The organism is Novosphingobium sp. UBA1939, from assembly GCF_002336885.1.
Lineage (GTDB): Bacteria > Pseudomonadota > Alphaproteobacteria > Sphingomonadales > Sphingomonadaceae > Novosphingobium.
On sequence record NZ_DDFB01000085.1, the window covers coordinates 1 to 14,725 of the forward strand.

At 66.8% G+C, this 14,725-nt stretch carries 14 protein-coding genes; 9 read left to right on the forward strand and 5 right to left on the reverse strand.

Going from position 1 to position 14,725, the window contains the following annotated elements; all coding sequences use genetic code 11:
• Both B3547_RS11560 and B3547_RS11565 read left to right on the forward strand, forming a co-directional pair.
• Positions 1 to 657, forward strand: a 657-nt coding sequence (locus B3547_RS11560; protein ID WP_292963228.1) for a cytochrome b/b6 domain-containing protein, incomplete at its 5' end; no start/stop codon positions are given.
• On the forward strand, positions 654 to 1,403 hold the full coding sequence (locus tag B3547_RS11565; RefSeq protein WP_125956328.1) for a molybdopterin-dependent oxidoreductase: 750 nt from the start codon (positions 654 to 656) through the stop codon (positions 1,401 to 1,403). The genes B3547_RS11560 and B3547_RS11565, both read left to right, overlap by 4 nt.
• Before the next feature lie 16 nt (positions 1,404 to 1,419).
• Here B3547_RS11565 and B3547_RS11570 read toward each other — a convergent pair whose 3' ends face one another.
• From B3547_RS11570 to pgi, 4 genes are all read right to left on the reverse strand, one after another.
• Positions 1,420 to 2,436 carry an SDR family oxidoreductase gene (locus tag B3547_RS11570; protein ID WP_125956333.1) on the reverse strand — a complete coding sequence of 339 codons (1,017 nt, stop codon included), beginning with the start codon at positions 2,434 to 2,436 and terminating at the stop codon, positions 1,420 to 1,422.
• A gap of 25 nt (positions 2,437 to 2,461) precedes the next feature.
• Positions 2,462 to 3,184, reverse strand: coding sequence for an SDR family oxidoreductase (locus B3547_RS11575; protein ID WP_292963235.1), 723 nt, complete (start codon positions 3,182 to 3,184; stop codon positions 2,462 to 2,464).
• A 56-nt stretch (positions 3,185 to 3,240) separates the two neighbouring features.
• Positions 3,241 to 4,596, reverse strand: a complete 1,356-nt coding sequence (gene gorA / locus B3547_RS11580) for a glutathione-disulfide reductase (protein ID WP_292963238.1) — start codon at positions 4,594 to 4,596, stop codon at positions 3,241 to 3,243.
• Between the two features lie 111 nt (positions 4,597 to 4,707).
• Positions 4,708 to 6,228, reverse strand: coding sequence for a glucose-6-phosphate isomerase (gene pgi, locus B3547_RS11585; RefSeq protein WP_292963240.1), 1,521 nt, complete (start codon positions 6,226 to 6,228; stop codon positions 4,708 to 4,710).
• Positions 6,229 to 6,399: 171 nt separating this feature from the next.
• Here pgi and lepB point away from each other — a divergent pair, with 171 nt between their 5' ends.
• The 7 genes from lepB to B3547_RS11620 all read left to right on the forward strand — a co-directional run bounded on the left by lepB (position 6,400) and on the right by B3547_RS11620 (position 13,918).
• Positions 6,400 to 7,284 (forward strand): signal peptidase I, encoded by an 885-nt coding sequence (gene lepB, locus B3547_RS11590; protein ID WP_124809161.1) that lies wholly within the window; start codon positions 6,400 to 6,402, stop codon positions 7,282 to 7,284.
• Complete coding sequence (gene rnc / locus B3547_RS11595) at positions 7,257 to 7,979, forward strand: ribonuclease III (protein ID WP_370449682.1); 723 nt, start codon at positions 7,257 to 7,259, stop codon at positions 7,977 to 7,979. The genes lepB and rnc overlap by 28 nt, the downstream gene beginning before the upstream one ends.
• Before the next feature lie 124 nt (positions 7,980 to 8,103).
• Entirely contained in the window at positions 8,104 to 9,039 is a 936-nt protein-coding gene (era, locus tag B3547_RS11600; protein ID WP_292963248.1) for a GTPase Era, read from the forward strand.
• A gap of 38 nt (positions 9,040 to 9,077) precedes the next feature.
• Positions 9,078 to 9,929: an SGNH/GDSL hydrolase family protein gene (locus B3547_RS11605; protein WP_292963250.1), complete on the forward strand. Its 852-nt coding sequence runs from the start codon at positions 9,078 to 9,080 to the stop codon at positions 9,927 to 9,929.
• A gap of 205 nt (positions 9,930 to 10,134) precedes the next feature.
• On the forward strand, positions 10,135 to 11,733 hold the full coding sequence (locus B3547_RS11610; RefSeq protein ID WP_125956349.1) for an ArnT family glycosyltransferase: 1,599 nt from the start codon (positions 10,135 to 10,137) through the stop codon (positions 11,731 to 11,733).
• A gap of 116 nt (positions 11,734 to 11,849) precedes the next feature.
• The gene (locus B3547_RS11615; protein ID WP_292963254.1) at positions 11,850 to 13,298 is read left to right on the forward strand and encodes a mannosyltransferase; all 1,449 of its coding nucleotides are present in this window, start codon (positions 11,850 to 11,852) and stop codon (positions 13,296 to 13,298) included.
• 26 nt (positions 13,299 to 13,324) lie between these two features.
• Positions 13,325 to 13,918, forward strand: a complete 594-nt coding sequence (locus B3547_RS11620) for a hypothetical protein (protein WP_292963256.1) — start codon at positions 13,325 to 13,327, stop codon at positions 13,916 to 13,918.
• A 24-nt stretch (positions 13,919 to 13,942) separates the two neighbouring features.
• Here B3547_RS11620 and B3547_RS11625 read toward each other — a convergent pair.
• On the reverse strand, positions 13,943 to 14,725 hold a 783-nt coding region (locus B3547_RS11625), incomplete at its 5' end, for a topoisomerase C-terminal repeat-containing protein (protein ID WP_292963258.1).

The window sequence follows — 14,725 nt, forward strand, 5'->3', positions numbered from 1 at the left end:
CTGGTGATCGGCAACCACGGCGATCGCGGCTTCGTCAACCTGCTGGGCCTGGAACTGCCGGCCGGCGGCCTGCTGGGCGTCTCGTCCGAAGGCGCGCGGGCATTTCCGCCGCTGCTGACGATCCCTTCTCATTACGATCTGGCCGGCGGCCGCGAATGGCACTTCTTCTTCGCCTGGGTGCTGGCGATCTCGGCCACGCTGTTCCTGCTCTACGCGCTGGTATCGCGCCACTTGCAGCGCGATCTTGCGCTGACGCGGGCGGAAATGCGCCCTTCACACTTGTGGCACGACATCAAGGAGCACGCCCGCCTGCGCTTTCCCACCGGCGAAGCGGCGCGGCGCTACAATCCCTTGCAGAAAATCGCCTATCTGGCGGTGATCCTGATCCTGATCCCCACCGTGATCCTGACCGGCCTGACCATGTCGCCCACCATGAATGCGGCATGGCCCTGGCTGCTGGACCTGTTCGGCGGGCGGCAATCGGCGCGCTCCATCCATTTCCTCTGCGCGCTGGGCTTCGCGGCCTTCATCGCGGTCCATCTGGCCATGGTGGTGCTGGCGGGGCCGATCAACGAACTGCGCTCGATGATTACGGGCTGGTACCGCCTGCCGCAGGCGAAGGGGCCGACAACCATCAGGACGGAGGACGCGGCATGACGATCATCACCCGCCGCAACGCGCTGATCGGCGGCACCGGGTTGCTGCTTTCGGGCTGCGACCGCATCGCCGCTTCGCCCTCGGTGCGCGAAGTGCTGACGCTGGGCGAAAAGGCTACGCGCACCGCGCAGCGGATCGTCACCGATCGCAACGCGCTCGCCCGCGAATTCACCCGCGCCGATCTTTCGCCCGTGTTCCGCGAAAACGGCACGCGCAATCCCGGATCGCCGGACTATGCCGCGCACGCGGCCGAACGCTTCGCCAACTGGCGTCTGGTGGTCGACGGCATGGTCGCCCAGCCGCTTGCGATGGGCCTGGCGCAGATCCTCGCCGCGCCGCAACGCAGCCAGATCACCCGGCACGATTGCGTGGAAGGGTGGAGCGCGATCGGCCAGTGGACGGGACTACCGCTGGGTCTGCTGCTGCGCCGCGCCGGGCTATCCGGCAACGCGAAGTTCATCGTGTTCCACTGCGCCGATCTTTATGACGGCGCGCCCTATTACGAGAGCATCGATCTGGTCGATGCCTTTCACCCCCAGACGATCCTGGCGCACAGCCTGAACGGCCAATCGCTTTCCATCGGCCACGGCGCACCGCTGCGCCTGCGCGTGGAACGGCAACTGGGCTACAAGCAGGCCAAGTACGTGATGCGCATCCAGGCCGTGAGCAGTCTGGCCGATATCTACGGCGGCAAGGGGGGCTACTGGGAAGACCACCACGACTACCAGTGGTACGCGGGAATCTGAGCCTAGGGTCAGATCGCTACACCTTCACGATCCCCCGCTCGATCAGGCTGCGCGCGCAATCGAGGATCGATTCCTCCACGGGCCGCGTGCGCCAGCCCAGCCGTTCGAGCGCATGGGCCGCGCTGGCATCGCGCACGTTGCCCAGTTCGCCGGTGATCTGGCGGATCATCGGATTGAACAGCGCGGAAAAGCGCACCAGCCAGTCCGGCAGCCGGCGCGTGGGCACCTTGCGCGCCTGAACCCCCAGGTTGTCCTTGAGCACGCGCGCCACGTCCACCAGCTTCAGGAACGGCCCCGCGCTGATGAAGCGTTCGCCAGCCAGGCCCGGTTCGGTCAGCGCGCGCACGTGCAGGTCCGCGCAATCGCGCACGTCGACGATGCCGAAGCCCAGGTCCGGGCAACCCGGCAAGGCCCCGGCGAGCAACTGGCGCACGACTTCGATCGAGGGCGAGAAATCGTCGCTCCACACCGGTCCCAGCACGGCGGCGGGGTTGACCGAGACGAACTCCATTGCGCCGCCGTTGGCCGCCACCCAATCGCGCGCGGCGCGTTCGGCGATGGTCTTGGACTTGACGTAGGCATAGACGTCTGGCCCGTCCACGTCGGTCCAGTCGCTTTCGGTGAAGTGATGCTGGCCCTTGCCATGGCCATAGGCGATGGCGGCGACGGACGATGTCTGCACAAAACGGGTCACGCCCGCAGCACGCGCGAACCGCAAGGCGCGCAGCACGCCTTCGCGCGCGGGAACGATCAGGTCATCCTCGTGCTTCGGCGCGTTGGTAGAGAACGGCGAGGCGACGTGGCACACGTGGCTGCAGCCGATCACCGCATCTGCCCAGCCGGCGTCCGCCATCAGGTCCGCCGCAAAGAAGCGCAACGTGTCGGGCGTTCCACCCAGGCGCGGTCGCAGTTCCGCCTCACGCGAAAGGTTGCGCACGGTGGCATGGACCGTCCAGCCCTGTTCGAGAAGCTGCCGCACCACAAAGCCGGCGATATAGCCGCTCGCGCCGGTCACCAGAACCTTGCCCTTCATTCCTCTTCTCCCCGCCCGCCCGCTTTCAGAAGCGGATCATGATCCTGCGCGCCAGCGCCGGCGAGATGGAATGCACCAGTTGCAGCAGCTTGACCATACCGACGCTGGCCTCGTCGGCGTTGCGCTCCATCGCCGCGATGATCTGGCGCGCGCATTCTTCCGGCGGCATCTTGCGGTTGGCGCGCCCCGCCGTCATCTGCGTATCGACCACCGGCGGCAGCGCTTCCAGCACGTGGATCGCGGTGTCCTTCAGCTGATACCGCAGCGCCATGGTATAGCTGCGCAAGCCCGCCTTGGTCGCGCAATAGACCGCCCCGCCCCCGTTGGGCGCGATGCCGAGGCCGGAGGTGACGTTGACGATCATCGCTTCGGGCTGCGCGCGCAGCACCGGCATCAACCGCGCGACCAGGTGGATCGGGGCGTGAAGGTTGAGGAAGATCGTGCGGTCGGTGGAGGCGAGGTCCGGCGCGCCATTGCGAAAATCGTGATCGGTGCCCGCCCCGGCGTTGTTGACCAGAATGGCGATCTCACGCCCGGCAAGACCCGCGAGCACCGCGTCCACGCCTTCGGGCAGGGACAGGTCGGCCTCGATCACCTCGAACCCATCGGCCCGGGCGGCGGCGATCCTGTCCGCCGTGCGCCCGGTGGTGATGACGGTAACGCCCTTGTCGCGCAACTGGCGGACCAGACGGGCGCCTATCCCGTCAGTGCCACCCGTGACCAGCGCAACCTTGCCCTGCAACCGCATGTCCTGCCTCCCCGTTCGTGCGGGAAAACTAGCACATAAGTTGCAACTTGCAACCTTTAACGCATGAGGACGAGTTCTTCCGCCATCGACGGATGAAGCGCGACGGTGGCATCGAAGTCGGCCTTGGTCAGCCCCGCCTTCACCGCGATCGCCGCTGCCTGCAGAATCTCGGGCGAATCCGGGCCGATCATGTGGATACCCAGCACGCGGTCGGTCTGGGCATCGACGATCATCTTGTACAGCCCGCGTTCCGGACGATGCGCGAAGATGTTCTTCATCGGCCGGAAATCGGACGAATAGACCTTCACATTGCCATAGGCGTTGCGCGCCTGCCCCTCGGTGAGGCCAACGCCCGCCAGCGGCGGTTGCGAGAATACCGCGCTGGGGATGCAGGCGTAATCGATCCTCACGTCCTTGTTGCCGAACACGCGGTCGGCGAAGGCGTGGCCTTCGCGGATCGCAACCGGCGTCAGTTGCACGCGATCGGTCACGTCGCCCACGGCATAGATGCTGTCGCACGTGGTCTTCGCGGTATCGTCGACCCTGATCTCGCCCCGTTCGCCCAGTTCGACGCCGGCAGTCTCCAGCCCCAGCCCGGCAACGTTCGGCCGGCGACCGGTGGCCACCAGCACGGCGTCGGCCGGAATCGGGTCCTGCGCGCCTTTCACCCACACGTGCAGGCAGCCGTCCTCCTGCTTTTCCACCTTGGTGATCGGGCAGTTGAAACGATAGGTGATGCCGCGCGCCATGGTGATCTGCAGCAGCCGATCGCGCAGCGTCTCGTCATACCCCCGCAGGATCGCGTCGCTGCGATTCACCACGGTTACCGCGCTGCCCAGTGCGTTGAAGATGCCGGCAAACTCCAGCGCGATATAGCCGGCGCCCTGGATGACGATGCGACGCGGCAGTTCGGGCAGGTGGAACACCTCGTTGGAGGTGATGCAGTGTTCGTTGCCTTCGAACTCGGGCATCAGCGGCCAGGCCCCGGTGGCGACGAGGATGTACTTCGCCGTAATATCCCTTCCCGAAGCGAGCCGCACGCCGTGCGGCCCGGTGATCGTGGCGCGTTCGAGGAAGCGTTCGACCTTGTTGTTTTCCAGCGTGGTGGTGTAGGCATCGTTCAGGCGATCGACATCCTTCAGCACCGCGTCGCGCAGCGTCGGCCAGTCGAAATGCATCTTCTCGACCGTCCAGCCGTAATTGGACGCATCCTGCAGTTCCTCGGCGAAGTGCGATCCGTACACGAGCAGTTTCTTGGGCACGCAGCCCCGGATCACGCAGGTTCCGCCGACCCGGTATTCCTCCGCCACGGCCACGCGTGCGCCGTGCGATGCCGCGATCCGGCTGGCGCGCACGCCGCCCGAACCCGCGCCGATGACGAAAAGATCGTAGTCGTATTCCTGCTCAGCCATGGTCTGCTCCTGTCGAGCGATGCATATGGCGGGCCGGTGACGGATTGCCAATGGCGGCGCGCAAGAGTTTCGTTTGCCAGACTAACAAAACTCCTGCACGGCGGCCCTGCCCTATTCGCCGATGCCGGCCGCCGCCAGCAGCGCCTCGGTGGAAGGATCGAAGCCCTCCCCGCCGCCGGACTCGATCTGTTTCGCGATCGCCTTGCCCAGTTCGACGCCGAACTGGTCGAAGGGATTGATCCCCAGCAGCATCGCCGAAACGAAGGTGCGGTGTTCGTGGAACGCGATCAGCGCGCCCAGCGTTGCCGGGTTGAGATCGTCGCAGAAGATCGTGGCCGAAGGCCGGTCGCCCGGATAGGCGCGCGCGCCGTCGTCGGAAGCCTTGCCCGCCATCAGCGCCGCCCCTTGCGCGAAACAGTTCGACAGCAGGATGCGGTGGTGCGCCGGATCGAGATCGTGGCCCGGTACCTTCACCGCCAGGAAGTCCACCGGGATCAGGTGCGTGCCCTGATGAAGCAGCTGGAACACCGCGTGCTGCGCATCGGTGCCCACGCCGCCCCACGTCACCGGCGCGCTGGGCCGGGCCAGCGGCTGGCCGTCGGCCGTCACCCGCTTGCCGTTCGATTCCATCTCCAGCTGCTGGAGATAATCGGGCAGCAGGCGCAGGCGTTCGTCATAGGCAAACACGGCGCGGGTCTGGCACCCGCGCGCCTGGGTGTAATAGAGATCGGCGAAGGCCGCGCGGACGATCACGTTCTTGTCCAGCGGGGCTTCGATGAAATGCCGGTCGATCGCCGCCGCGCCTTCCAGGAACTCGCCAAAGGCCTGCGTGCCGAGCGCCAGCGCGACCGGGAAGCCGATTGACGACCACAGCGAATAACGCCCGCCCACCGTTTCCGAAAACGGCAGCACGCGCGTTTCGTCCACGCCCCATTCCACCGCCTTTTCCGGGGCGGCGGTCAGCGCCACCACCCGGCCATAGGGATCGTCGACCCCGCCATCGCGCAGCCATTCCAGCGCGCTGGCGGCGTTGGTCATGGTTTCGGTGGTGGTGAAGGTCTTGGAGGCTACCGCGATCAGCGTCGCCGCCGGATCGCAGGCGGCCATGGCGGCTTCCAGCGCGCAACCATCGATGTTCGAGACGACATGCACGTCGACGAGCGCGCTTTCGCGGGCCAGCGCGTCGATCGCCAGCGCCGGCCCAAGCGCGGAACCGCCGATGCCGATATGGATCAGGCTTTTGACCTCACCCAGCACGCCCGCGTGGATCGCGTCGACGAGCGCCCGCATCCGCGCGTGCAGGGCGCCGGCTTCCTCGACGCTGGCATCACTGCCCACGCCACGCTGGGCGGCATGTTCGGCGGCGCGCCCTTCGGTGTTGTTGATCCGTGCGCCGGCGAAAAGCTGCTCGCGCTTGCCCGCAAGGTCCATCGTGCCGGCGATCTCGCCCAGCACCCGTTCCACGTCCGGCGAAAGGTGCGTCTTCGACCAGTCGAAGCGGATCGGCCCGCCCGGCAGTTCCAGTTCAGTACTGTAGCGCGCAAGACGCTCCGAATCGCCGAACAGGTCCTTCAGGGAAGGCCGCGCCAGTGCTTCGAGAGCGTTCCAGCCCGCAAGATCCTGTTCACTCATCGCGCCGGTATCCCTTTTCTTCGCAGTTGCGAAACTCCTCATGCCCGCTCGCAGGCCTTCCGCCAAGCGTCCCGTTCATCTCCGGTACGGGTGCGCAGACGTATTCCGGCACAGTGTATTGCACACACAACACACTTGACGAAAGCGCGCCCCCTCCACATGACCGCGACGATGACCGAGACTCCCGAGACTCCAGCCGCCCCAGAGAGCGCCGCCTCCCCCGCCGGAACGCCGGGTTCAGGAAGTTTGCCCCCGATCGCGGGCAAGCCGAAAAAGGAGAAGAAGGAGGACAGCTTCGCCGTCTTCCTGATCAAGCTGGTGCTCGTGGTCGCGATTTTCCGCAGCTTCATCTTCTCGCCGTTCAACATTCCTTCGGAATCGATGCTGCCGCGGCTGGAGAACGGCGATTACCTGCTCGCGGCCAAGTGGCCCTATGGCTTTTCCAGCTATTCGCTGCCGTTCGGCGTGCCGCTGCTGCCCCACCGCATCCTGGCCGGTACGCCCAAGCGCGGCGACGTGGTGATCTTCAAGGCGCCGCCGGGCAACGACGTGGACTACATCAAGCGCGTGATCGGCCTGCCGGGCGATACCGTGCAGATGGTGGGGGGCGTGCTGCACCTCAACGGCAAGCCCGTGCCCAAGCAGCGGATCGAGGATTTCGTGATCCACGTATCGGCCAACACCAACTGCATCTCGCCCGAGTTCGAGGCGGTGGAGAAGGACGGTTCGCCAAGCTGCCACTACCCGCAGTACCGCGAGACGCTGCCCGAAGGCAAAAGCTACAACGTGCTGGACCTCGGCTATCGCCCGCAGGACGATACTCCGCCCGTGGTCATCCCCGAAAACCGGCTGTTCCTGATGGGCGACAACCGCGACAATTCCATGGACAGCCGTTTCCCGGCGGTGGAAGGCGCAGGGATCGGGCTGGTGCCGATGGACAACCTGATCGGCCGCGCGACCATCGTCATGTGGTCCACCGATGGTTCCGCCAACTGGTTCCTGCCCTGGACCTGGTTCACCGCCGCGCGCTGGAACCGGCTTGGGGGGCTGTTCTGAGCAAGCCCCAGCCCGTCCCGGCCGCACCGCTGGCCGATGATACGATTGCCTTCCTGACCGCCCTGACCGGCCATGCGCCTTTGCGCGACGACCTGTGGCGCGAGGCGCTGACGCATGGGTCGATGGGCGAGGCGCGCGATTACCAGCGGCTCGAATTCCTCGGCGATCGCGTTCTCGGCCTCGCCATCGCCGATTGGCTGCACGAAAAGAGCGATGCCGCCGAAGGCAAGCTCTCGCAGCGGCTCAACGCGCTGGTCAGCCGCGAGACCTGTGCCGACGTGGCGCGCACGCTGGGCGTGCCCGCGCACATCCGTCTGGGCAAACAGGCGCGCGACGATGGCGGCGCGGACAGCGACAACATCCTGGGCGACGTGATGGAGGCGCTGATCGGCGCGTTGTTCGTCGACCGTGGCTTCGACGTGGCCCAAGCCTTCGTCCGCCGCGCGTGGGACAAGCCGATGGCCGGCGGCGCGGGCCAGCGCAAGCACCCCAAGGCCGCGTTGCAGGAATGGGCCGCCGGCAACCGCCGTAAGCCCCCGGTCTATACGCTGGTCCGCCGCGATGGGCCGGATCACGCCGCCAGCTTCACGGTCAGCGTCGAGGTTAAGGGCGTGGGCGTGATGGAAGCGCGTGGATCGAGCAAGCAGGAAGCGGAAACCTCCGCCGCCCGCGAATTCATGAACCGGTTCGCCTGAAAGGCCCGCCGGAAAGAGTTGCCTGCGGAAAGAATACCCGCCGGGCAGCTTGCCTTCTTCCGGCAACCGGCGCTTCACGCTAAACAGGAAACAGCCCCGCTGACTTGGGGCGGATGGAGTTATTTTGACGGAAACCAACGCAAGGGAACGCTGCGGCCTCGTCGCGGTGATCGGGGCGCCCAACGCGGGCAAGTCCACGCTGGTCAACGCGCTGGTCGGCCAGAAGGTCGCCATCGTCTCGGCCAAGGCGCAGACCACGCGCGCGCGGCTGATGGGGATCGCGCTGGAGGACCTGCCCACCGATGCGGGCGGGGTGGACCGGGTGCAGATCATCCTGGCCGACACGCCCGGCATCTTCGAGCCGCGCCGCCGGCTGGACCGCGCGATGGTCAGCGCCGCGTGGGAAGGCGCGGTCGAAGCCGACGCGATCCTGCTGGTGGTCGACGCGCGCAAGAAGAAGCGCGACTATCTCGAACCGATCCTTGCCGCGCTGGCCGAACGCAAGGAACGGAAAATCCTGGTGCTCAACAAGGTGGATTCCACCCCCAAGGAACCGCTTCTGGTCATGGCGGAGGAACTCAGCGCACAGGGATCGTTCGACGAGGTGTTCTTCGTCTCGGCGCTCACCGCCGATGGCGTGCCCGAACTCAAGCGGCGCCTTGCCGCGCTGATGCCGGAAGGCGTGTGGCACTATCCCGAAGATCAGGTTTCGGATGCCAGCGAGCGTCTGCTGGCGACCGAGATCACGCGCGAGCAGCTCTACCGCCAGTTGCATGACGAACTGCCCTATGACAGCGCCGTGCGGCCCGAAAGCTACCAGCACAAGGCCGATGAGTCGGTGGAAATCCACCAGCAGATCGTGATCGCACGCGATAGCCAGAAATCCATCGTGCTGGGCAAGGGCGGCGCCAGGATCAAGGCGATCGGCGAGGCCGCGCGCAAGGAACTGGCGGATTTGCTGGGCGTAAAAGTCCACCTTTTCCTGCACGTGAAGGTGGAGGAAGGCTGGGCCGACAGCCGCGAAATCTACGAGGAAATCGGGCTGGACTGGGTGAAGTGACGGCCTTGCGGGCGGGTATCCTTGCCCTTGCATCCGCCTTGGCCCTCCCGTCGGGCGCGGTGGCGCAAGGTCTGCCCGCCGGCGCACGCTATGTCGCCATTGGCGATTCCTTCGCGTCCGGCCTGCAGCTTGGCCCGCCCGACCCCGGCACGCCGCCGCGCTGTTCGCGCACGGCCGCCAGTTACGGCCATCTCGTGGCCCAGCGCCTGAACCTGGTGCTGGCGGACGCGACGTGCAGTTCGGCCAGGACGGAACACGTGCTGGGCCGGTGGGACGAACTGCCGCCGCAGATCGATGCCGTCACGCCGGATACCCGGCTTGTCACCGTGACGATCGGCGCCAACGACGTGCGCTATGTCAGCGATTTCTTCGCGGGACTGTGTCGCCTTTCCCCGGAAACCCGCGCCAAGCCCGAATGCGCCGTGCCGCCCCCGCTACCCGATCAGGCCGCCTGGACCGCACTGGAAGCCAACCTGCGCCTGATTGCCGCGCAGGTACGCACCCGCGCACCGGCTGCGCGGCTGGTGTTCGTCGATTATCTGGCGCTGCTGCCCCGCCTGGTCCTGTGCGATCGCACGCCCCTGACCCCCGCCGAAGCCGCCGACCGGCGCGCGGTGGGTGACCGGCTGCGGGAGGTGATCGCGCGCGTCGCCGGGCAGGAGGGAGCGCTGCTGATCGAGGCGGCCCGCATGTCACGTTCCCACACGCCCTGTTCCGTCATCCCCTGGGCCTCTGGCTATCCGGGTTTCGGAACGGGTCCCGCCTGGCACCCGACCGCGCTCGGCCACGCCGCCATTGCCGACGAAATCGTGCGACGGCTGGCCCCGGTGCCCGGCGCGACACCTCCCCCACCGGTGTTCATCGTAACCCCACGGTCCCCAACACGCTGACCGACACTGCGGTATTCCCGCGGGGGCCCGGCGCGAGAGCCGTTCCTCCCACCGTTCCGCCTTGCGGTTTCCGATTGTCGTTCACTGGCGATACAGGTTATGGCGCCAAATGAGGGGCGTCGGCCATTATCGCGTTCGCAAGCGCGAAGGTATCGATTTGCTCGCCCGTTACAGGTCTAGCGTGCAGCAGCAACGGAGCGAATGAATGGTCGAAAGCGTCGGTGCCGTCCGGACGACGTCGGTCCGAACCCAGGATGCACCGCCCCTGCTCTCGGCCACCCTTCCGGTCCGGGCCGCCGCCGCGTGGCGGCAGCTCCGCCTGCCGGACTGGCTGACGCTGGCGTTGAGCTACCTTACGCTGACGCTGCTGCTGCGCGCGCTGCTGATCGGCAATCCGGTGATCCACATCGACGAACAGTTCTATCTGCTCGTCGGAGACCGGATGCTGCACGGCGCGGTGCCCTATGTGGACATCTGGGATCGCAAGCCGATCGGCCTGTTCCTGCTGTTCGAACTCTTCCACCTGTTCCCCGGCGATGGCGTCGTCACCTACCAGCTTGCGGGTGTGCTCAGCACGGTGGCAACAGCGATGGTGATCGAGCGGCTTTCGCGCGAGATCGCGCCGCGGGCGGGCGCGTGGCAGGCCGGGTTCGCCTACATCCTGTTCATGCCAGTGTTCAACTGTGTGCTGGGACAGGCGCCGGTGTTCTTCAATCTGCCGGTCGCACTTGCCGCCTGGGCCGTGGTCGACACGCTCAAGCGCCTTGAAGACCCGCAACTGCTCTGGCGCGGCGCCGGCATCATGGCGCTGGTCGGCATCGCCATGCAGATCAAGTACACGGTGGTGTTCGAAGGCGTGGCCTTCGGCGCGCTGCTGCTCGGCCGCGCCTATGCCGATGTCTGGTCATGGAAGAAGCTGGGCGCCGCCGCCGTGCTCTGGATAGGTGCCGCTCTGGCGCCGACGGCGCTCGCGCTCGGCATCTATGGCGCGATGGGCCATGCCGGCGCCTTCATGCAGGCCAATTTCTTCTCGATCATGTCGCGCCAGTCCGATGGCGAGGCCTGGTGGCGGCTGACCAAGGAAATGCTCACCCTCGCCCCGTTCTGGCTCGCGATCTTCCACGCCCCGCGCCATCTGGCAATGACCGGCGGTTCCTATCCGCGCGCGCGGCATGTGCTGCGGGCCTGGGGCGTGGCGGCGTTCGCCGGATTCCTGGCGTTCGGCACCTGGTACGATCACTACGTCGGGCCTCTGCTGGCCCCCCTGTGCATTCTGGCCGCACCCGCGCTGGGGCGGCAGATCCGCAGCGAGAAGTGGTATGCGCGGTTCATGCTGGGGCTGGGCGCGATCGGCGGCGTGGTCGTCCCCGCCTACCAGTTCTATCACCATGGCACGCTTGGCGATGTGGAACACGCAACCAGCCTGATCCGGGCTGAGCTGGGCGACGGCTGTTTCTACATGAACGAAGGCGATCCGGTGCTCTACCAGACCACCAACGCCTGCCTTGCCACGAGCTATATCTTCCCCACGCACCTTGCCGGAGCGGTGGAAAGCCGTTCGCTGGGCATCGATGTGGAAGACGAGATGCGGCGGATCATGGCACGGCGCCCCAGCGTGGTGATGGTTGGCGTCAAGCCGCTGTCACGGCCAGCCAACCAGTCTTCGCGCGCGCTGCTGATGCGGCTGCTGGACCGCGACTACGAAACCTACGCCACGGTCGCGATCGGCACCCGCAACTTCCGCCTGTACCGCCTCAAGCCCGTTCAGCCCGAAATCGCCCCGCGCCACGCCGCCGATCGCTGACGCCAGCGCCTCATTCCCGCTGCCCCTCTTAACAGCATCGGCCTGTTCGGATCATGCCCGCGCCACGCGATTTTACTGACACAACCGGCCGCAAGATTCCGACGGCCTGGCGCGCGTTGGCGCCCATACTCGGGATGGCGCTGGTGTTCCGGCTGGCGATGGCGAGCCAGACCATTGTCCACCAGCCGGATGAAATCTGGCAGTATCTGGAGCCCGCCTGGGGCCGCCTGACCGGCCACTGGATCGTGGCGTGGGAATTCCACGAAGGCATTCGCGGCTGGCTGGTGCCGATGCTGCTCACCCCTTCGCTCGCGCTCGGCCACGCGATCGCGCCGGACACGATGCTGCATCTGTGGCTGACGCGGGGCCTGCTGGGCCTGCTGTCGCTGGGCGTGGTCGCCAGTTTCTTTGCCATGGGCGAACGGATCAGCCGGCAACACGCGATCGTCGCCGGCTGGGTCGGCGCGATATGGGTGGAAATCTTCTACTTCGCGGCCCGGCCTTCGGGCGACGGCATTGCGCTGACGCTGACCGTGCCCGCGCTCTGGCTGGCGATGCGGCTGCGTGAGCGCCCGTCGATGAGGCTTGCCGGGATGCTGGGTTTGCTCCTTGGCCTCGCCTTCATCGTTCGCTTCCAGTACGCGCCCGCGCTGGCGCTGATCGGTCTGCTCGCGGTCAGCGGCGATCCGCGCCGCACGCTTCTACCACTCGCCGGTGGCAGCCTCGTCGCGATCGCCCTTGGCGCGCTCGCCGACATGGCGGCCGGCGCGCCACCCTTGCTGTGGCTGTGGCGCAATTTCGCGATCAACCTGGGCGAAAACCGCAGCGCCTCGTTCGGCACCCAGCCGCCGTGGTGGTTCGTGACGCAGATCGGCGCGACCTGGCATATCGCCATGCTCGTCCTGCTGCCCTCCCTGCTGACCGGCGCACGCCGCTTTCCGTTCGTGGCGCTCATCGCGCTAGTCGTGATCGCCAGCCACTCGCTGATCCCACACAAGGAATACCGGTTTGTCATCCTCGCCATCGCGCTGGGCATATTCCTGGCGGCCATCGGGTCCGTCGATCTGTGGAAGGCACTGGCGGGGCGTTGGCGTGTAGCGGAGCGCATCAACGCCACCATCGCGCTCTGCGTGCTGTGGTTCCTGCTCTCCGCCGTCGTCGGCGCGACCAAGCCGTTCAGCGCCTATTGGGGGAACGGGCGCGCGGCCAACACCATGCTGGCCAAGGCCGGCCGCACTCCCGGCATCTGCGGCCTGGCGCTATTCCAGGAGCCGGACCTGCCGATGGCCAACTATACTTACCTGAACCGCTCCGTTCCCGTCATGCTGCTGGAAGGCCGCCGATCGGCGGCATCGGCGCAGGCTATGGCTCCGGCTTTCAACGTCATCATCGCGCCACGCCTGTCCGCGCCCGAATTGCCCGCGTCCTATCGACAGGTGGAGTGCCTGCAACCGCACAAGGCGCCCGAAAAGCAGAAGTTCTGTCTGCTCATGCGGCCGGGCGCCTGCACCATGCCCCCCGGCGACTTCGACTACAACACCGTGCTGCGAAGGCTGGGGCATTGACGGGCCGGTTCCTCCCGCCCTTGGCGATGGCCTGCATCGCGTTGACGTCCTGCGCACCAGAGCACGGCGGAGACACCAGCGCGGGCAGCAAAGCCCGAGCTGACCGGGCCTTTGCCGCCTGCCCCACGGCTGGCCTTTCGGAAGCCATGCTGGTGCAAGGCCGGCCGATAGAGGAAACACCGGCCGGAACCTGCGTGGTCAAGGCAGCCGACGCCGGCAGCACTCAGGCAGCGCTTTTCCTCGGCGATTTCTACCGCGCCGCCACCACGCATCCCAACCGCGCGTGGGACCGCATCGATACGTTCGGCCGCGAAACGCACTGGTATCGCGAAGCAGCCAGGCGCGGGTCCGAACGCGGCCAGTTTCTCGTAGCGAGCGAAGGCGATCGGCATCCGTACATGCCGCTGCACGACAATCTGCTCGACTGGTACATCCAGGCCGCGCGGCAGGGGAACGATCAGGCCGCACTGGCCATCGCCCGGGCCTACAAGCTGGGACGCATCAAGCCCGCCGAGTTGCACGATTTCCGCACCTGGCTGGCGCAGAACGCCCGCCCCGGCTCCGTCCAGGCGAACGTGGCGGCCACGCTGGAGGAGGACCACGCGCCGATCATCAATTGACCGGCGCGCCAAGACCCGCCCCGCCTATTCGGCAGCGGCCTTCTTCGCCGCGGGCTTCTTTGCCGCGGCTTTCTTCTCGCCAGCCGCCTTCTTGGGCGCCGCTTTCTTCGGTGCCGCCTTTTTCGCCGGAGCCTTCTTCTTGCCCTTGGCCGCCCCCTTGGCGGCGCGTTCGTCGATCAGGGCGATCGCTTCCTCCAGCGTCAGCGCTTCGGGCTGCTTGTCGCGCGGGAGCGTGGCGTTGGTGGTGCCGTCGGTGACGTAAGGGCCATAGCGTCCCGCCATCAGCTTGATCTCGCCGCCCGAAGTCGGGTGCGGCCCAAACGTCTTGAGCGGTTCGGCCGGCGCGCGCGATCCCCGCGCGGCGGCGCCGTTGGCGGCTTCGGCCAGCTTGACCACGGCCGCGTTCATGCCCGTTTCGAACACTTCGGCGGTCGAGCGCAGCCGCGCATACTTGCCGTCATGCGCCAGATAGGGGCCATAGCGCCCGATGCTGGCCGTGATCGGCTTGCCGCTTTCCGGATGCGCCCCGATCTCGCGCGGGAGGCTGAGCAGCTTGAGCGCCCATTCCAGATCCAGCTCGCCGATATCCTTCGGGATCGAGGCGCGCTTCGCCTCCTTGCCCTCGCCGAGCTGGATATAGGGGCCGAACCGCCCGGACTTGCGCTCCACCTCCAGCCCGGTCTCGGGATCGCGGCCGAGCGATTCCGGGCCGGTGCTCTCCCCGTTCTCGCCGCCCGGCTGGGCGAAGCGGCGAGTGTATTTGCATTCCGGGTAATTGGAGCAGGCGATGAACGCGCCGAACCGGCC

Excerpts from the sequence above, each read along its gene's own strand:
- B3547_RS11565 (WP_125956328.1), top strand. The coding sequence starts at position 654 with ATGACGATCATCACCCGCCGCAACGCGCTGATCGGCGGCACCGGGTTG.
- B3547_RS11570 (WP_125956333.1), bottom strand. The coding sequence starts at position 2,436 with ATGAAGGGCAAGGTTCTGGTGACCGGCGCGAGCGGCTATATCGCCGGC.
- B3547_RS11575 (WP_292963235.1), bottom strand. The coding sequence starts at position 3,184 with ATGCGGTTGCAGGGCAAGGTTGCGCTGGTCACGGGTGGCACTGACGGG.
- gorA (WP_292963238.1), bottom strand. The coding sequence starts at position 4,596 with ATGGCTGAGCAGGAATACGACTACGATCTTTTCGTCATCGGCGCGGGT.
- pgi (WP_292963240.1), bottom strand. The coding sequence starts at position 6,228 with ATGAGTGAACAGGATCTTGCGGGCTGGAACGCTCTCGAAGCACTGGCG.
- lepB (WP_124809161.1), top strand. The coding sequence starts at position 6,400 with ATGACCGAGACTCCCGAGACTCCAGCCGCCCCAGAGAGCGCCGCCTCC.
- B3547_RS11610 (WP_125956349.1), top strand. The coding sequence starts at position 10,135 with ATGGTCGAAAGCGTCGGTGCCGTCCGGACGACGTCGGTCCGAACCCAG.
- B3547_RS11620 (WP_292963256.1), top strand. The coding sequence starts at position 13,325 with ATGGCCTGCATCGCGTTGACGTCCTGCGCACCAGAGCACGGCGGAGAC.